Source organism: Pseudoalteromonas sp. NZS127_1 (genome assembly GCF_015864295.1).
GTDB classification, from domain to species: Bacteria; Pseudomonadota; Gammaproteobacteria; order Enterobacterales; family Alteromonadaceae; genus Pseudoalteromonas; species Pseudoalteromonas arctica.
Genome location: NZ_JADYXO010000013.1, coordinates 78,162 through 98,014, shown reverse-complemented (window position 1 = coordinate 98,014; position 19,853 = coordinate 78,162). Strand labels below are relative to the sequence as shown.

Below are 19,853 nucleotides of genomic sequence, written 5' to 3'. Positions count from 1 at the left end.
ATGCTTAAAACACCTCTAAAAGCATTACTACTTGGCTCGGCTTTAGTTGCAACATCGTTTGCAACTTCATTTTCAGCCCAAGCCCAGAGCATGCACGATAGCTGGAATACATTGTTAAATAAGCACGTTATCGAAATTAACCAAGGTCACAGTACTGAGGTTGATTACGCTGCCATAAAACGTGAGCATGCACAGCTAAAAACGTATTTAGATTCGTTAACGGCTGTAACACAAAGCGAATTTGACGCATGGGAAAAGCCTAAGCAACTCGCTTTTTTAATCAATGCTTATAATGCGTGGACTGTTGAGCTTATTTTAACTAAGTACCCTGATCTCAAGTCAATTAAAGACTTAGGAAGCTTTTTTAGCTCACCATGGAGTAAAGAGTTTGTGCCATTACTTGGCAAAACTCGCAGCCTTGATGATATAGAACATGGTTTAATACGTGGCAGCGGTAAATACAACGACCCACGCATTCACTTTGCAGTAAATTGCGCGAGTATTGGTTGCCCAGCGCTTCGAGAAGAAGCGTATACAGCCACTGATTTAGAAAGCCAATTGCAAGAGCAAACAGTGCGCTTTTTATCAGATATGACACGTAATATGGCTCAAGAAAATACGCTAAGCGTGTCTTCAATATTTAAATGGTACGGCGATGACTTTGAAAAAGGTTTTAGAGGTACAAATACGCTACAGCAGTTTTTCTTGCAATACAGCGATGCTCTTAAACTGATACCCGCTCAGCAAAAAGCACTTAAAAATGATGACATGAAAGTTGAATTTTTAGACTACAACTGGGATTTAAATGTTCGCCATTAAGTTTTGGCAAACACTGACGCGATACAGCTTTTGCTGTGTCGCGTTTTGCGTTTGTACAATCGCAAATTTAGCTGTTTTTTCGAGCACTGCGTTTGCTAATACCGTTATTAACTCAAATAGTAAAAGTAATTTAGTAATAAACACACAACAGGGATCTCGCTGGCAACAAGTTCAAACACTTGGTAGCAATCAATATGTATACTTTTATGCATGGGGCGGCGACGCGCAAATAAATGCCTATATTCAATGGGCTGCAAAACAAGTTAAAACTAAGTACAACATAAACTTAGTACATGTAAAATTAAGTGACACCAGCGAAGCAGTAAGCCGTGTACTTGCCGAAAAATCAGCAAACAATAACAACCAAGGCAGCGTAGATTTAATGTGGATCAACGGGGCTAACTTTGCCACCATGAGCGAGCACTCTCTTCTTTTAAAAGAATGGGCGAATAAATTACCTAACTTTGCATTAACTGATCCGGCTAACAACCCTGCTGTAAACTTTGATTTTGGACTACCCACCAATGGAATGGAAGCGCCATGGGGGCAAGCGTCACTTACGTTTTATTACGACAGCATTGCAATAAATGGTAATGCAAACAACAAATTGCCGACTACATTAAACGAATTATTAAACTGGAGCGCGCAAAATCCTGGTCGCTTTAGTTACCCAAAGCCGCCTGACTTTTTAGGCATGAGCTTTTTAAAGTACGCCTTAGTTGTACTGCATCAGCAAAGCAGCGAAAACATTAAAGCGCAGCTAAACCAACCAGCTACTACTAAAAACACGGCGCAAGTGTTAACCCCTTTGTGGGAGTTTTTAAATAAACTACACCCAACTCTTTGGCGCGGCGGCACTCATTTTATGCAAAGTGGTGCGCAAATGCGCCGCCTAGTAGACGATACAGAGCTCAGCTTAGCCTTTACTTTTTCTGCACCAGAAGTACCGGCAGCTGTAAAACGGTTTGATTTACCAAACAGCATTCGCAGCTATGCAATGAGTGATGGCAGTTTAAGTAATACCCATTTTGTGGCAATCCCTTACAATGCAACCCACCAGCAAAGTGCGCAATTAGTGGCTAATTTTTTAATGAGCCCAGAGGCGCAAGCTGAAAAACAAAAAGCGCATATATGGGGCGATAAAAGCGTACTTATTCAATCAACGCTAACGCCTGATCAGCAAGCCTTATTTAAAACAGCTAAACCGCATCCAAGTGCACTGCCTTTAAACAGTATTAAACGCACATTGAGCGAACCTCATCCAAGCTGGGTAAACGCCATTATGCAAGGTTGGCAAACCCGTTATGGAGTAAGCCAATGAGCGTTATTTCAAAAAGTGTACCAGTAAATACCAAAGCAACAACGCAGTGCAGCACCGATATGTTTACGCGCATTGTAAAATTTAGCCCGCGATTTTTACTCGCTTTACTTATACTACCCGTACTTGGTGGCTTAATTAGCGTATTGCTGCCTGCCTTTGGTTATGCGCCCGTACTTGAGCAAACAACGTTTAGCTTGCAAGGTTTTAATGCCCTTTGGCAAACACCGGGCCTTACCCAAATGGTTACCCTAAGCGTTGCAACAGGCTTAATAAGTACACTACTTGCGTTTATCATTACCTTAATGATTTTAGCTGCGTTTTTTAATAGCCCTTGGCTTAATCGAATTCAGCGTTTATTGAGCCCTATATTAGTGATACCTCATGCCGCAGCGGCTATTGCAGTAGGGTTTTTAATTGCCCCTTCAGGTATGATTTCACGCTTAGCGTCGCCTTGGTTGAGCGGCTGGGAACTTGCGCCAAACGGCATGTTTCCGCATGATTCGTTCGGTATTAGTATAATTTTGGGCTTAACACTCAAAGAGCTGCCTTTTTTACTATTAATGGCACTGGGTGTACTTGCCCAACCTGAGCTTGGCAAAAAGTTACGCCAGCAACACAAGGTTGCGCTTAACTTGGGTTATTGCCCAATGACCGCCTTTTTTAAAGTAATACTGCCCAGTCTTTATCCGCTACTGCGTTTACCGCTTTTAGCCGTATTGGCTTATGCCAGTGCCAGTGTAGAAATGCCACTTATTTTAGGCCCAAATACACCGCCAACACTCGCTGTAGCTATCATGCATTGGTTTAACGATGTTGATTTAAACCTGCGAATTAAAGCCTCAGCAGGTGCTTTATTACAACTGGCTGTTACAGGCGGGTTGTTAGCGCTTTGGCTTGGCGCAGAAAAGGCTGTAAAAGTGTTATTTGGTGACTCTCTTACTAACGGAGTGCGTGAATACGGAGGATTTTATTGGCAAAAAATAACGGTAGTACTCACCGCATTAGTAATTAGCTTTATACTGTTGTCACTTATTGGTTTAGTTATGTGGTCGGTTGCCGGCTTTTGGCGCTTTCCAGATGCAATGCCTGAACAATTTACGCTACTGCATTTTAAAAGTGCGCTAATGCAAATGAGCAGCCCACTTTTTAATACGCTAGCAATTGGTTTAGTAACCACACTATTTGCCATTATCCTTACTTTATTGTGCTTAGAATCAGAGCAATTAAGTGACAAGCCTATTTCTCGCTTTACCAGTTTAATTATTTACTTACCGTTATTAGTACCCAGTATTGCCTTTTTGTTTGGGCTAGTATGGATACAACAACTAGTGAATAACCAAGCCGCATTTTTTAATGTAGTACTTACTCATTTACTGTTTGTGTTGCCTTATGTGTTTTTGTCACTTGCGAGCAGCTATAGGCGCTTAGATCCTCGTTTTTCTCATGTTGCAGCAAGCCTAGGTGCAGCGCCATGCAAGGTGTTTTTTAAAGTAAAACTACCTCAGTTGTTTGCTCCTATTTTAATTGCAGCCGCACTGGGCTTAGCCATTAGTTTTGGGCAATACCTACCCACGCTTTTAGCTGGCGGCGGGCGAATAGCCACAATAACAACCGAAGCCGTTACGCTTGCCAATGGCGCAAGCAGACGCACCAGTGCCGTGTACGCTATTATGCAAATGGCGTTGCCACTTATTGGATTTATATTGGCATGGGGTTTACCTAAATACTTTTTCAAAAGCGCACGTATTTAAAAGTGCGCAAATTTAAAGCACCCATGTTTAACATTATCAGGGTTAAGGTTTTTTTAATGCAGTCATCATTACAGATTAAAAATTGTCAGCTTTATCGCCAAAATGAGTTGCTACTTAGCTTAAATGAGCAAGTTAATGGCGGTGAAATTCTAACTATTATGGGCCCTTCAGGCAGTGGTAAATCAAGCTTATTAAATTGGCTTACAGGTACTTTACCAAGTAGCTTTAAGGCCAATGGTGAAGTATGGCTTAACGGTCAAAATATCGATAACACCCCTCCACACTTGCGCCATATTGGAGTGCTTTATCAAGACGCTTTATTGTTTTCGCATTTAACGGTTGCTGGTAACATTGCCTTTGCAATGCCCAAAGGTAATAAAAAACAACGCCTTGAAAAAATAGAACACGCACTTGAGCAAGTAGGTCTTAAAGACATGGGCAATCGCCATCCCGATAACCTCTCTGGCGGACAACAAGCCCGTGTTGCATTATTACGTATGCTGCTGAGCGAACCTAAAGCCATTTTACTCGACGAACCCTTTAGCAAACTCGACACACAACTGCGTGTTGATACACGCGAGCTCGTGTTTAGCCAAATACGGGATCACAAACTACCCGCAATAATGGTAACCCACGACCACAGCGACGCAGAAGCTGCAAATGGCACACTCATTACTCTAAGTAGCGCACTTTAATACATGATTTTAATACATAGCTTTAAACGCATAAGGCACCAAACATGTTAGACAAATATATTACCCCTGTAATAAAGCCGCTGTTAACACCGGTTGTAGCATTAATGCACAAGCGCGGTATAACGCCCGACCAGCTTACCGTAGTTGGCTTTTTAGTTGGATTATTAGCGGTGCCATTACTGGCGTTTGAAATGTGGTACGGCGCATTAGTGGCCATTGCTTTAAATCGAATTTTAGATGGGCTTGATGGCGCATTAGCACGCTATGCAAACCAAAGTTCAAGCGCAGGTGGTTTTTTAGACATTACGCTCGACTTTTTATTTTACGCGGCTATTCCACTTGGGTTTATTTTGGCAAATCCTGAACAAAATGCGATTGCAGGCGCTATATTGCTTGCCACATTTATTGGCACGGGTTCAAGCTTTTTGGCATTTGCGATTGCAGCCGAAAAATTTAAACTCGAAAAACCGCAATTTAAATACAAAAGCTTTTATTACTTAAACGGCTTAACAGAAGGTACTGAAACAATAGCGCTATTTATTGCATTTTGTATTTGGCCGCAGCATTTTGCCATTATGGCGAGTATTTTTGCTATTGCGTGTGGCATAACCATTTTTACCCGTATACATGGTGGTTATCATACACTTAAGCAACAAGAAGCTGGTGCTAACAAAGCAACTGAAGATACCCTTAGCAGTGCAAATTCTGAGGTAATAAATGACTAACGAAATATGGTGGCGCTTAGGCTGCTTTTTTAGCATTTTAGTTATTATGATGCTGCTTGAATCGCGTATGCCTGCGCGTACATCTCCCATTAAAAGCAGCACTCGTTGGTTTGCTAATTTTGGATTAGTGTTTGCATCATCAGTTATTGCGCGCTTAGTGGTCCCTATTGGGTTAACTGCCGTGGCACTTTATAATCAAGAACACGGCATAGGCTTATTTAACCAAATCGCCATGCCAAGCGTAATAACTATTGTTTTAAGCATGCTATTACTCGATATACTCATTTACTGGCAACATAGGTTATTTCATAACGTACCTATTTTATGGCGTTTGCACCGTGTACACCACGCCGATGCACACGTAGACACCAGTACAGGCCTGCGCTTTCATCCTATCGAAATTATACTTAGCATACTTATAAAGCTCATTGCAGTTACTGCCTTAGGTGTACCTGCTATTGCAGTATTAATATTTGAAATAGCACTTAATGGTTTAGCATTATTTAACCATGCAAATATACGCCTACCCAATGCAATAGAAAAACCACTGCGTTTAATATTAATGACGCAAATATTGCATCGTATTCACCACAGCCAAGTAGTTAGTGAAACTAACTCAAACTATGGTTTTAGTGTAATTTGGTGGGATAAATTATTTGGTAGCTACAAAGATAAAGCAAAAAAAACCGACGCAGATATAAATATTGGCTTAAAAGAATACCCAAGCCAAAAGCAAAATGCCTCATTGTGGGGTTTATTGATTATGCCATTTAAAAATAAGTGAGCATAAGCTCACTTATTTAATATATTACATCAGGTTATTTACTTTTTATATTTTTTATTGCTTTTAAAATATCGTCTGGGCGCTGAAAAACTGCCATATGATCGCTATTACTTAGAGGTATATATTGCCCACCCGATTGCTCACTAATTTGCTGGCTCCATAAAGAGCCCTCTTGTTGCCATAATACTAAATTATCGACGAAGTCAGGTTCTGCATTTTTAATATCATACGATTCAAAATCAGTATCTATAACGGAGATTGGAGTGGATGTGGCTATATCGGCACTAATAACACGATTTAAATCATCATGATAATTCATAATCTCTCTTGCTCGTGTTACTTGTTTATCAATTTGAGTACGGCTTTGGCTTATTAAATCAAAATACGGCCAATCCATTTCTGCTTTATACTGTGAAGGGATGAGTGTTTCGGTCGCTGTACGTTCATCAGTTAATTTATCTCGAGTCCTTTGCGTCCAATTACCTTCTTCTATATGTGTGATTAAGGTATCACCTGCATCTCTATACCAATATACGGGCCAATCTTGATACAAGCTAATAGAGTGTGGCAGCAAAACATCGGGGTCAATCCACACCATACCGTTAAGGCTAGTTACAAATTGTGAATCAGGTGAATTTTGCCATAAATGAGCCAAAATATTTGCACTGGCAAAGCTAACAATAATTAGCTCCTTTTCATTAAGCAGTCCTAACGTTTTATCTAATGCAGGCACAAAAGAAGCATACGATGGTTGCTCAGCAGGGCTACTAAAACCGCTTCCAAAGCGTTCTATGACGTGTACACGATGAGTTTTTGCTATCAATGGCTGCAGTAAAGCAAACCAAGCACTGTCACTATGAAAGTTTTTATTAAAGCCCGATAAAAGAATAATCGCGGGCCCCGAATGTTCAAGGCCCATGCTACGTACATGTACATCGTTTTTTTGTTGTTGATCAACGCGATATAATTTTGAGTAGGTATCGAGTTTAGTTTTACTTACTGTATTAAAAAAGCTTATTAATTCATCCGTGGTGTTAAAACTACTAAATTCCCAACTATGCCCACCTCCTTCAATTGCTACCAATTGGTTGATATAGCTATCATTTTTAAATGTATATTTAGCGATTGCCTGACTTTTTTCTAATTGTACACCCGAATCAATACTGTTTTCTTTGGCTATTAGTTCAATAGCAAGCCTACTTGGGATTAATCCAAAATTTGAATGAGTTTTACCTTCAAAGGGTAAAGTCTGATCATTTGTGCCTTGTACCATCATGTAGTTGGTGTGATTTACTATCTCGCATCGTTGAGACAGCTGCTCTGACATAGGCGAGGCAACTGATGCTATGGCCGCAAACCTTAAACTACTATTACACATTAAATTTTGTGTAAATAAACCTCCTTGAGAAAACCCGACCGCAAAAAGCTCTCCATCAATAATGTTGTATTTAGCTTTAACATCATCAACAACATTTTCGACAAACATCAAATCATTAATGCCTAATCGATGGGGTTTATTGCAATCACATCCTTCATTCCACTCTTCAACTTTTGATTGTGGGTAAACAACTATATAATTTTCTGATGCAGATTCAAACGCAGCCATACTCTGCATATTTTTAGCGCTCTGCCCAGAACCATGAAAAGCTAATAAAAGCTTATAAGATTTTTTTGTATCAAAGTTATTACGTGGTGTTGCCACATAATAACTTCGATTTTTTAATTTAACTTTAGTTAAACCCTTGGGCTGGGTACTTGTTAAACTCGAATCCTTATTAGTACCATTACAACCGGCCATTAATAATGTGACAGTCATTATTTTCAATAATAAATATAAATAAGTACGCATCTTCTCTACTCTCATTAAATATGAGTTGGTAGCAAATCATATACTTATTTGTTGTTGCCATAGTTGACGCTTATGTTTTTGTTATATTTATGTTATGTTTTAAAAAGCAATGTAATTTCAATATGATAGAGAACCCTATGGCTGTCCATATTTCTGGTGTTATTTTTGACGAAGAGCAGCGAACATTAAAAAATGACAGTCAAACTAGAAAACTTGAACCAAAAGTATTCAGTTTATTAATTACTTTACTAGCAGCTAATGGGAAAATTGTCACTCGCGACCAACTCATAGTTGAAGTCTGGAATAATCGGGTTGTAGGTGAGGGAGCGATCAATCGAACCGTGTCTTTATTAAGAAACCATTTTTCAGCGTTAACTAATGAAAATATTATTGAAACTGTCCCAACTCATGGGTATCGGTTAGTTGCTACTGTAACGAACACAGATATTTCTCACGATGAAATGCCTGTTGAGCAAAAGGTTGCTTTTAAAAGCCCATCATTCAAGAAACCTATGCGCAATATCAAAAAAGCATCAATTATTGCAATTATTATAACTCTGCTATTAATTACCCTTTTTAGCACACTCTTCAAAGTTGAAAACTTAATCACGCCAAATAAATTATCACTTGTTAGTGCGCCATTGATTGGTTTGCAAGGTAGAGAATATAAGCTCTCGGCCACCCAATCTGGGGGACTCATTTTGTTCCATCACCTTGATGAGGATGACCGTCAATCGGTTTATTTATATGATACAAAAACACATACTCAAAACAGTGTACTAACAAATTCGTTGGCGACGATAAGTGCTGATGGAGAATATATCGTTTATGCAACACACATTGATGAACAATGTTTAATTTCGACTTATCATGTACACACTAAGAAAAAGCAGTTTTTATTTTCATGTGATGAGTTCCCAACCTCACTAGCTTGGGGAGAAAACAATACATTTTACTTCAATAAACGTTTTAGTAAATCTCATCCATATCAAGTATATAGCTATAATATAAACACGAGTAGATTAAGACAAATTACAAATCCAAGTAGTAAAAATAATACTAAGGGCGATTTTGATTTCTCCTACAATAACCATAGTAATCAACTTGCTATTGTTCGTTATATAAGCGAAAACGACTCAAAAATAATTATTAAAAATGAAGAAGATAAATTAAACGAATACGTAGTTAATCTGCGTGTAAAAAGTCTTGTATGGCATTCTAAAAACAATACTTTAGTTATCGCAAACAACAACACTATTTTCTCTTTAGAAGCCGCTAGTGGTGAATATTATTCGATAAAAAAATTAGATTTTACAATTAACTCTTTAGCTATTATCCCAGCTAAATTGAATGCCTCGCTATTAGTAAGTAGCCTTAATGTCGTAAGCGAAATTGTAAAATATAACACTATTAACAGCAGTCAACATGTGTGGCAGCAAAGTGCGCGCACAGAGCTGCTTCCTCGTATGCGGGCAAACATTCAAACTTTTTTGTCTACGCGTTACAAAAGCCATCACTTTTGGAGAGTTAAAAACGACGAGGCCCAATTAATTGATATCGATTTACCCTTTGATCTACAGTTTGTACGCTACGAACTATCTGATGATGGCAGCCGTATTTTATTTACTAAGCACGGCGATGTTTTTGAACTAGATTTAAATAAAAATGCCTATCAAAAAGTGTTTACTAAAAATCACAATAGCTATGTTGCTAATTACGACGCACAAAATAACATTATTTATAGCACAAACGCTTCTGGACAATGGCAACTGTGGTTGTATCAACGAAGTACCGATACACACAGTCAATTAACTTTAAATGGGGGTTATAGCGGCAGAATCGTAGATCAATACCTCTATTACTCTAAATTTAATGTAGATGGTTTATGGCGTAAAAATTTAACAACAACAAGTGAAGAACTTGTTATTAAAAACTTCAATCGAATCAACTGGCTAAACTGGCAACTTATTGACCACCAATTATACTTTTATCGAGAAGCAACGGGAATTTGGACTTTTAATATCAATACTCAAAAAGAGAATTTGATCATGCCAAAACCTGATGGTTTTGTTCACCAATATACAGTGGCACCTGATCAGCAACATATATTCTGGGTACGCCTAAAAACCATTCAAGGTGATATTTATCAATATACCTTTTAATTATCGTTTTTAAATATAGGTGTGTGTTTTTCAAATATAAAATAATAAAAATGCTTTACTATAAACTGTTTAGCAATACATATGTAAATAAGTAAACTGCTTACGCTCCTCGTATTTATGTATTTTTCAGTCCTGCAACTGGTCTTACCGTAAACTAATTGTAAATAAAATAAACAAATATGTTGACCATTTGCGTACTCCACAATATCATTTGTAAGCGCTTACAAAACGCATTTACAAATGTAAGCGCTTACAACACAAAAATACATAGATCGTAAAACAATTAATCTGACAATAATCTGTTGAAACCGGGGTTCAGTTATGAACATTGAAACAACGCACATTACACGTTTACTTGCCGCTATCTCTTTAGTTACGTTAGCTGGCTGTGGTGGCGACTCTGCCACTAAATCAAATTTTGAAAATGTAGATGCCTCTGAACCAGTATCAGATTGGCAAATGGTTTGGAGCGACGAGTTTGAAGGCTCAGCCATTGATACAAACAAATGGAACTATGAATTAAACTGCAATGGCGGTGGTAACAACGAGAAACAGTGTTACACCGACAGCGAGCAAAATGCATTTATTGCAGACGGTGTGTTAAACATTGTTGCCCTACCCGCTGAAGAAGGTGCAGAAAAACCTTATACTTCAGCACGCTTAAATACGCGTTACAACGCTGACTTTACGTATGGTCGCTTTGAAGTGCGCGCCAAACTTCCATCAGGACAAGGTAGCTGGCCAGCATTTTGGATGCTGCCAACAGATGAAGTTTATGGCACTTGGCCTCGTTCTGGCGAAATAGATGTTTTAGAATCAGTAAATCTTAAAACACCGGATGAAGACGGTGGAATAGAGTCAAGCATCCACGGCACACTTCATTACGGACGCGCGTGGCCAGATAACAGCTCTACGGGCAAAGAATTTAAATTCCCTGAAAATACTAACCCGGCAGATGATTTCCACACGTATGCTGTTGAATGGCAAGAAGGTGAAATTCGCTGGTACGTAGACGGTTACCTTTATGCAACTCAGCGTCAATCAGAAGTTCGTACTAATGCAAGTGACGAGGCTGTAGGTCTAAAACACCGTGGCTGGTTTGCAGAATATTTTGAGCAAGGTTCTGGCGAGCTTGAAACTCACTGGGATAGCGCACCATTTGATAAAGACTTTCACTTATTGCTAAACCTAGCAGTAGGCGGCGACTGGCCTGAAAACGTTAATGATCTAGGTATAGATGCTAGCGCATTTGAAAACGGCCAAACCTTTGCTATTGATTACGTACGTGTTTATCAATGTGCATCAAACCCTGAAACAGGTAAAGGCTGTGAAACTATTCGCCCGGGTTACAATAGCCTAGAAGATGCATTGCTTGAAGGCGATGCACCAATTCCTAGCCCACCTTCGACAGGCATTGCAACACCACTGACTATTTTTGGTGAGTCATTTAATCCAAATTGGCCTGCATGGGATTGTTGTGGAGGATCTACTCCCGCTATTGTTGCAGATGAAACCCAAGGTGATGTAGTTGAATTTGTAGTAGGTGCAGAACCCACTGTAATGGGCTTTATTAGCCGTGAGATTTTTATTACTGACGAAGAAGGAAAAGCCAGCCCGTTTGATGCTTCTCCAATGCTGGATGAAGGTTACGTTCGTTTTAAAATGAAAGTAACAAATGCACCAGGCACTGCTGATGCAGCTTGGCTTGTAAAACTTGAAAGTAATGAAGGTTCTAGCGCATTAGAAATGCCGATTACAGATAGCATTGAAGGCGTAAGTCCTGTTGTTGGCCAATGGCAAACTTATACATTTTTATTAAAAGATCTAGATGCTGCAAATTTAGATATTAGTGCAATTGATGTGATCATGGTGTTTCCAGCATGGGGCGCAGGTGAAGGCGCTGTTTATTTAATTGACGATGTTGAGATTACTCAAGATAACTTAGGCGTATCACCTGAGCTTACTATTTTTACTGATGAGCAAAATCTAGCATGGCCAATGTGGGATTGTTGTGGTGGCTCAACCCCTGTTGAAGCTATGGATGATGAAGAGCATGGTTTAACCGCAGAATTTAGCATTGGTGCAGAGCCTACTGTAATGGGCTTTAATAGCCGTACATCGTTAGGTGGCGCAGGTGAATCGTTTGATGCTAGTAGCATTTTAGATGAAGGCGTTATTCAATTTGATTTAAAAGTAACATCTGCACCGAGCGACCCAGCAACACCGTGGTTATTTAAAGTTGAATCAAACGAAGGTGACTCTGCAGTAGAGCTTGAATTAACGGCAAGTGTTGAAGGCGTAGCGCCAGTTACTGGCGAGTGGCAAACATATACGTTTAAGCTGTCTGATCTTGCAGCTGCTGGCTTAGATGTAAGTACTATAGATGTACTAATGATTTTCCCAGCGTGGGGTGCAGGTGAAGGCTCTGTTTACCGTGTAGATAACGTTAAGATTTATAATCCAAATGCAGCGCCAGCTGCAACGGGTGAGCTTACTGTATTTAAAGATGCACCTGCCGATCAGTGGAGTATTTGGGATTGTTGTGGTGGCTCTACACCAACAACAGAAACCGATGATGACGCGCATGGCGCAGTAGCGCAATTTAGCATTGGTTCTATTGCTACAGTAATGGGCTTTATTGCTGATGAAGACGTATCGTTCGATGCCTCTGCAATACTTGAAAATGGTGTAGTTCAATTTGATATGAAACTAGTCTCTGCGCCTTCAGATATTGACGCACAATGGCTATTTAAAATTGAATCAATTGGTACATCGAGTGCCGTAGAGCTTGCTTTATCTAGCAGTGTTGAAGGCCAAGTACCTGTAACGGGCGAATGGCAAACATACACCTTCCCTCTTCAGCAATTATTTGATGCCGGCTTAGACATTAGCGCATTAAACGTAATTATGGTTTTTCCTAGCTGGGACATGGGCGATGGCGCGCTTTACCGTATAGACAACGTGATTATTGCAAATCCATAAAACACACACCAATAGGCGCTTAGCGCCTATTGCTACACAACAACATTTTATAAAGCAGAGCTATTATGAACACATTCAATTTTAAAAAGAGCCAACTTGCGGCTTCTGTGTCTCTCATCATTGCTGCGAGCACATTAAACACAGCTATTGCGGCAGAAGCAGAAACAAGCGTTTCATCTGATGTAGAAGTTATTGAAGTAAAAGGTATTCGTGGTTCACTTATTCGTTCTATGGATATGAAACGCGACTCTTCTGGCATTGTAGATGCCATTTCATCTGAAGAAATGGGTAAATTCCCAGATACCAACTTAGCAGAATCATTACAACGTATTACCGGCGTATCGGTGAGCCGTGCAAACGGTGAAGGTAGCCAAATTACAGTACGTGGTTTTGGCCCTGAGTTTAACTTAATTACCTTAAATGGCCGCCAAATGCCGGGCACAGGTTATACACGTTCGTATAACCTTGAAAACATCGCCTCTGAAGGTGTAAGCGCGCTTGAAGTATTTAAAACTGCACGTGCAGACGTGCCAAGCGGTGGCTTAGGTGCAACAGTTAATATTTCTACTGCGCGCCCTTTTCAAAAGCCGGGTCAGAACTTTTCAGCAACCGTTAAAGCAAACCACGACTCGTCAAACGAAGCTGGCGATGACGTAACACCAGAGTTTTCTACTGTTTACAGCAATACTTTTGTAGATGACACTTTTGGTTTTGGTTTTTCGTTTTCGCACCAAGAGCGTGACTTTCAAAAACAAAGTGCCAATATTCAAGGCTGGCAAGCAAACGTAGACCTACCTGATTTAGATAGCAGCAACGTTGTTGATAACCGTACAGATACATCAGGTAACTACTACCTCCCTAAAGACATGAACTACTCTATTGAAGATGTAGAACGTGAACGTACGAACGGACAAGTTACTTTTCAGTTTGCACCGGTAGATGGCTTTGTAGCAACACTTGATTACACCGCAAGTAAAGCTGTAACAGGTTCTCAAAGTATTGGTTGGGGTATTTGGAACGACTTTGGTAGCAATATTAATGGCTACGAACTAGATGAAAATGGTACAGCTGTTTATGCTGATATTAGCGGTAACGATGCATCATTCACAGCTAATAAAGGTACTACAGAAGTAAAAGCGCGCTCTCTAGGTTTAAATCTAGATTGGGAAATTAACGACACGTGGCACGTAGAGCTTGATTACCACGACTCTAAAAACGAAACTGATAACGGCGCCGACAACGGGCTGGGAAGTGCCGGCCAAGTAATTTTAGGTTCTGATCAGCTAGCTAATAAAATTTATGATTACCGTACGGGCGAAGTACCCAGTGCACAAGTTAATTGGTTAAATGGCACAAGTGAATTAACGCCTGGCGAAATTGATTCAAACTTTAGTCAGTTTATTCATTCACCAGGTGAATCAAACATTGAACAATTACAGCTGCATACGACATGGTATAACGAAAGCTATGACATTGGTTTAGTTAAAGTTAAATTTGGCGCATCACGTACAGAACAAAACACCGGTGGTTACACCGCGTGGAGTGGTTTAGTAGGTGGTCCAGGCTTTAACCCATCGTATACAGAAATATTCCCAGATAGTATGTTTACCCGCAACGATACATCAGGCCTTTTAGATCAGTTTGATGGCGGCGGCAGCGACTTACAACCTGGTTACTACTATACCTATGACTTTGACGAAGCTGTTGCGCGCCAAATTGCGTATTTAACGGCTGATGTAACGGGTGGCGATGCATATACAGCTAATGCATACGCAGACGGAATAGATAGCGAGAGCTACGTAGAAGAAATCACTAATAGCTTTTATGTTCAATCAAGCTGGGAATTTGACGTAAGTAACTACTACGTAAAAGTAAATGCAGGCCTACGCTATGAGCAAACAGACGTAACAAGTACTGTGCGCCAACGCGTTGAAGATCAAGTTAATTGGATCAGCGCTTCAGAGTGGATCATGCAATACGCTGCTGGCGGCGATGATAACTTCTTAGAGCAACAAGGTGATTACGATGTTTTACTGCCTTCAATCGACGTAAGTGTTGATTTAACTGAAGACGTAGTAGCCCGCGTATCTTGGGGTAAAACAATGTCGCGTGCACCACTAGGTAATCTAGCCGGTGGTCGTAGTTTAACAGGCAGCCCAAAACCAGGTTCTCGTACAGGTGGCCAAGGTAATACAAACTTATTACCGTTTGAATCAACAAACCTTGATTTATCACTTGAGTATTACTACGCAGAAGGCAGCTACGCATCTGTTGGTTACTTTAAAAAAGATGTTGATAACTTTATTCAAACCACCATTACGCAAACCACTATTGATGGCTTGCACGATATTTTAAACGGCCCTCGTTACTTACAAGCCGTAAGCGATATTGAATCACGTGACGAGCAAGCAACAACCGACGCTATTTTTGCACAAATGATTGCCAGCGGTTACGGCAATGCAAATGGCGTTATTGAACCAAACAGCGACGATCCGCTAATAACATGGAATATTAGCCAACCACAAAACACCGACAGTAAATCGGTAGATGGTTTTGAAGTAGCTGTTCAGCACTTAATTGGTGAAACCGGTTTTGGTATTGGTGTTAACGCAACATTTGTAGATGGCGACGTTGAATTTGATAGCGAAAGCCTTGATCAACAAGCACCACTTACAGGCTTAAGTGACTCAGCTAACTTCCAAGGCTTTTACGAAAAAGACGGCCTATCAGTTAAAATTACTTACGCATGGCGCGACGCGTACTTAATTGGTGTAGGCCAAGCGCAAGGTTCAGCTGATGCGCCTCCGCAATATGCTAAAGCGTATGGCCAATGGGATATGAGCGTTAACTACGATGTAAACGAAAACGTAACGGTATTTTTTGATGGCATAAACTTAAATAATGCCACCGAAGAAGGTTACGGACGTTACGAAGAGCAATTCTTATTTGCTAATCAATACGGTCCTCGTTACTCAATTGGTGCTCGTTACACGTTCTAAACTATTTCCTAGTTAGAAGGTTAAGCCGCTTGTTACAACAAGCGGCTTTTTTTATAGCGTTTTTATTTGCTCAAGCAACACATTGGTTGTCCAATCAAGGCCGTTATACGCCACATCGGGTTTGTAAAAATCCCCTGCCCCTCGCGCTCTGTTTACGTATACTTTGTTAGGTACAATAACTTTGCCTAAGCCTGAAGGTAAATCAGCTAAACGTACCTCCATATACATAGAATCAGCACTACTTGGTGCACCAAATAACGTTGTATTTTCAAAAAGCTTAAACTTATCAAGTGCATCTAAACAAGCACTAGCACATTGCGGCGGAACAATAACAAACACCTTGGTTTTAAAGTCACTCACTAAAGGTGTATGTGGTATGTTATTTAGCGTATTAGTCTTTTCTTCTACATAAAACGGGGCATCATTTTCAAGTGATAGAGCCATGCCAGCAGCGACGGTTTTAAGAGTTTTCAGTACTTCGGGTTGATCTTTTACAACGCTAAATAAAGACTCTACATAGTCAGTATTATCTTTTGATGCTCTCCACCATACTTGCGTGTTTTGAGAAGTATTATTTGCTTTTTGCTCTACTACTTTTTGGCCCCATAATCCTTTTGCTATTTGTGAGCTCCAATAAGATGAACCACCTTAGTTATGGCGCAAATCTAATACCACGGCTTTTGCAGTAAGTAACTTGCTACGTTGCTGTTGTATTTTTTCAAACACTTTATTGTAGGCAGCAGTTTGTTTATCGGTTGATGAAAAGCTAGGCATAGCAATCCAACCAATGTTTTTTTCAGGCCACGTTAAATCAATGGGGAGTTCATCATCGTTATAAGCATTTTCTAAATGCTTACTTGCTGACTTAGGCTTTACTGACCAATTTAGTGCTTGTGTATAGGTATCACCATTGGCTTTAACAAATTCGCATTCTTTTAGGGGAGTTAAAAATGGATTACCCTCGTCAATTAGTAACCGCCAACCTTGCTGCCACCAGTGCCCAGGTTGTGCCACTTCACCATGAAACTTAAATATTCTCTCACGCATTAAGGTATCAGTGCTTTGCCTATCACATTGGCTTACAACCTCGCCTTTGCTAATATTGCTGGCTTCGCTGTAATACACTTTTAGCGCATCACCTCGCCAAACAGCACTAAAGCCTGGCCAGCGGCGCGCGGGTCTATCTACGCTTGAAAACGCACCAGCATGACCATCTTGTAACATAGTGCTAAAGCGTGCAATTGCCGCTACATGAACTTGCGGACCGCTCGCTTGTGACGAGAGTGCAAGTGCCTCTGCTTTTGCTTGTTTTAATAAACCAGGGAAAGTTGGGTTATTAACATCAAACATACCCGGGTGATTTTGTGCAGTAATACTATAAGCGGCCTCAATATCTCGCTCTGTTATGCTGCGCCACTGCTCAAATGTAGTGGGTATAACGGGCTTTTGTTCAGCATTTGCAACAGAGGATAATAGTAAAGTTGGGAGTAATACATAGTTGATTATTTTTGTTTTTATAGTCATAAAAATCCGTATTTAGTGTTGTTATGTGGCTATGCATTCAACCTTTTTGACATAACCATTACGTCGATATTACGAAAATTAACGCATTCATCTGGTTTCCAGCCCAGCTTTGCATATAACCCCCCCGATAGGTCTTCTGTCTGTAAGTGCAGGGTTTCTACTCTTAATGTAATCGCAATCTCTTGAATTCTTTTAATAAGGCTTGCTGCAACGTTATTACCTCGATATTTAGGTTCAACATATATACCCGCCAACCAAAGCTCTTTATTTGGATAAATGGACATTTGATTAAGCTTTATTTGTGCAGCACCTAAAAGTTCTTCGCCATCTATCGCTAAAATGACCAATGGAAACTTAGTTTTATTAAGGCAAGACTGGAGTCTTGAAACAAATATATTATCTAAGGGGTTTTCGAGAAGGTGCCCCCATTCTTCAAAATACCATTCAGCTACTTTAGGAATTTGATCTTCATGATCAGCTAGATAAACAATTTCCATTTTATCTCCAGTACAGTGAAAGCCATATAACGAGCCTATAGATTAACTCGTTTTTTATTTTTTATTAATAAACAAACCATAGCTGAGTTCCTATTTTGGTTCAATCTATTGCTCTACTTTTACCCAGCATATAAAAAAGAGTTTAATGTTGTTTTAATTAGCATTTGGGAATGGATTACGGGTGTTTAAGTGGCTTTTATTTAGACTAAAAGAGCAAGGTTTATGATGAGTGTCTAGTTTGATTTTATTCGGCGACTACTGATAAAACCATACGCATAGCCCAATAAAATAATTTTAGCATTACCGAAGGCGGATACGCCGCCGTGCCCGTTTTGTTGTTGTTATACCACGCGTCAAATCCCGATAAATCGAGCTTATTTTCGATGATATAACAAAGGGCATATTCAAAGGTTCCCGGCAGAATTTGCTCAGCGAAATTGATAGGAATGAATTTATTTTGACAGGATAAGTCAGGCTTAACTTCTCACCCAAAGAAAGTGCCATAACGGTTTACCATAGGTGAATAATATCTATTAGATCATAGCGAATAGATGGATTAAAGGTTAAAAAAACAATCAATTAAATATAGTAAGATACGTTCCTAGAAAGAGTAATTCTACAGCCTCAACGCCGAGTTAAGGTGTGAGCAACGCAATACCGATGCCGCCGCATAACACCTTAACCACTAAAACCAACGGATAGTAAAAATGCCGCGTGTTGTGAATCACTCTTAAACAGTTTGCTATGTTTATTTTCTTGGCCATGGGTTATCAGGTTCAACATGTATCATAGGTTTGTCATCAGAGCCCTTTCCCTGACTGCGCCCCTTACCACTAGGAGTACCCCGCCACGGACCCTTACCTGAATCACCACGAGATGCTTTACCTCGCCCAACACCGTCTTTATCGCTACCTTTCGTAGAGCCTTTACCTACGTCGTTACTTTCTTTTTTTGACATCTCAGATACCTTTTGGAACAAAGAAGCTTTCAGGTGGATATGCTTTGAGAACTTCATCGATACATTTTGTTTTTACTGCTTTTTTTTCAGTGCTTTCAGGAGACTTACTGACTAAAGTCGCTTGTTTTTCCATAATTTCATTGAACTTAATTTCGTGAGTTTCATTGTATTCCCTAGTCGTACTGATACTCACTTTTAGCTGTATCAACTCATATGATAAAACTCGATATTCGCTAAGTACTTCTTCATATAGACGCACTCTTTTGGTTATACCTAAGATTGGTTTCGCAACAGATATAACCGCCGAAATGACCAAAAATACTTGCCAAAAAACACCACCCAGACCGTCACTCCACAAAGTTAAGCCAGCTATAGCAGATGTCGAGGCTGTTGCAGCGATAGTAAACTCCATTAAATTGTTAATTCGTACATACTTTTGGAGCCTGTATCCAAAGTATTTCTCATTCAACTTTGCTGTTCGTAGCAAGTCATATACTTCCCAAACGGGATGCCTCTCTCTCAAGTTACCTCCTGTAAATATAACGAGCCTGTAGATTAACTCGTTTTTTTATTTGTTTTTATTGATTAATAAACCATAGCTGAGTTCCTATTTTGGTTCAATTGATTACTGTATTTTTACGCAGAATATAGAAGTATTTGATATTGTTTTAATTGGCGTTTTGGAAGGGATTAAGAGTGCTTGAGTAGCTTAAATTTAGGTTAAAAGGGCTTCCCCTTCTTAATGTATCGTATTTTGCAGCTTTTCTATATTATGAACAAGGTAATA

At 39.8% G+C, this 19,853-nt stretch carries 13 protein-coding genes and 1 pseudogene; 9 read left to right on the top strand and 5 right to left on the bottom strand.

Annotation, left to right across the window (positions count from 1 at the left end; translation table 11 throughout):
• Genes I6F50_RS12975 through I6F50_RS12950 form a run of 6 tightly spaced genes read left to right on the top strand, consistent with a single transcriptional unit; the run spans position 1 to position 6,095 of the window.
• Positions 1–819 (top strand): DUF547 domain-containing protein, encoded by an 819-nt coding sequence (locus tag I6F50_RS12975; RefSeq protein WP_165740878.1) that lies wholly within the window; start codon positions 1–3, stop codon positions 817–819.
• Positions 806–2,140, top strand: a complete 1,335-nt coding sequence (locus I6F50_RS12970; protein ID WP_165740877.1) for an ABC transporter substrate-binding protein — start codon at positions 806–808, stop codon at positions 2,138–2,140. Before I6F50_RS12975 ends, I6F50_RS12970 begins: the two co-directional genes overlap by 14 nt.
• Complete coding sequence (locus tag I6F50_RS12965) at positions 2,137–3,891, top strand: ABC transporter permease (RefSeq protein ID WP_165740876.1); 1,755 nt, start codon at positions 2,137–2,139, stop codon at positions 3,889–3,891. Before I6F50_RS12970 ends, I6F50_RS12965 begins: the two co-directional genes overlap by 4 nt.
• Positions 3,892–3,947: 56 nt before the next feature.
• Complete coding sequence (locus I6F50_RS12960) at positions 3,948–4,586, top strand: ATP-binding cassette domain-containing protein (protein WP_165740875.1); 639 nt, start codon at positions 3,948–3,950, stop codon at positions 4,584–4,586.
• A gap of 44 nt (positions 4,587–4,630) precedes the next feature.
• A complete protein-coding gene (locus tag I6F50_RS12955; protein WP_165740874.1) occupies positions 4,631–5,311 on the top strand; it encodes a CDP-alcohol phosphatidyltransferase family protein in 681 nt (226 codons plus the stop codon).
• Positions 5,304–6,095, top strand: coding sequence for a sterol desaturase family protein (locus I6F50_RS12950; RefSeq protein ID WP_165740873.1), 792 nt, complete (start codon positions 5,304–5,306; stop codon positions 6,093–6,095). Before I6F50_RS12955 ends, I6F50_RS12950 begins: the two co-directional genes overlap by 8 nt.
• Positions 6,096–6,129: 34 nt before the next feature.
• Here I6F50_RS12950 and I6F50_RS12945 read toward each other — a convergent pair whose 3' ends face one another.
• Positions 6,130–7,911 (bottom strand): alpha/beta hydrolase, encoded by a 1,782-nt coding sequence (locus I6F50_RS12945; RefSeq protein ID WP_165740559.1) that lies wholly within the window; start codon positions 7,909–7,911, stop codon positions 6,130–6,132.
• 170 nt (positions 7,912–8,081) lie between these two features.
• Between I6F50_RS12945 and I6F50_RS12940 the strand changes: the two genes are divergently transcribed.
• The 3 genes from I6F50_RS12940 to I6F50_RS12930 all read left to right on the top strand — a co-directional run bounded on the left by I6F50_RS12940 (position 8,082) and on the right by I6F50_RS12930 (position 16,087).
• Complete coding sequence (locus I6F50_RS12940) at positions 8,082–10,106, top strand: winged helix-turn-helix domain-containing protein (RefSeq protein WP_165740558.1); 2,025 nt, start codon at positions 8,082–8,084, stop codon at positions 10,104–10,106.
• A 321-nt stretch (positions 10,107–10,427) separates the two neighbouring features.
• The gene (locus I6F50_RS12935) at positions 10,428–13,088 is read left to right on the top strand and encodes a glycoside hydrolase family 16 protein (protein ID WP_197176436.1); all 2,661 of its coding nucleotides are present in this window, start codon (positions 10,428–10,430) and stop codon (positions 13,086–13,088) included.
• 65 nt (positions 13,089–13,153) lie between these two features.
• Complete coding sequence (locus I6F50_RS12930) at positions 13,154–16,087, top strand: TonB-dependent receptor (protein ID WP_197176434.1); 2,934 nt, start codon at positions 13,154–13,156, stop codon at positions 16,085–16,087.
• 51 nt (positions 16,088–16,138) lie between these two features.
• Here I6F50_RS12930 and I6F50_RS12925 read toward each other — a convergent pair.
• The 4 genes and pseudogenes from I6F50_RS12925 to I6F50_RS12905 all read right to left on the bottom strand — a co-directional run bounded on the left by I6F50_RS12925 (position 16,139) and on the right by I6F50_RS12905 (position 19,553).
• Positions 16,139–17,611 (bottom strand): annotated as a pseudogene (locus I6F50_RS12925) (S41 family peptidase).
• A gap of 29 nt (positions 17,612–17,640) precedes the next feature.
• Complete coding sequence (locus I6F50_RS12920) at positions 17,641–18,108, bottom strand: GNAT family N-acetyltransferase (protein WP_165740554.1); 468 nt, start codon at positions 18,106–18,108, stop codon at positions 17,641–17,643.
• A 748-nt stretch (positions 18,109–18,856) separates the two neighbouring features.
• On the bottom strand, positions 18,857–19,066 hold the full coding sequence (locus tag I6F50_RS12910; protein WP_165740552.1) for a hypothetical protein: 210 nt from the start codon (positions 19,064–19,066) through the stop codon (positions 18,857–18,859).
• Position 19,067: 1 nt separating this feature from the next.
• Entirely contained in the window at positions 19,068–19,553 is a 486-nt protein-coding gene (locus I6F50_RS12905) for a hypothetical protein (RefSeq protein ID WP_165740551.1), read from the bottom strand.
• Positions 19,554–19,853: the final 300 nt, after the last annotated feature.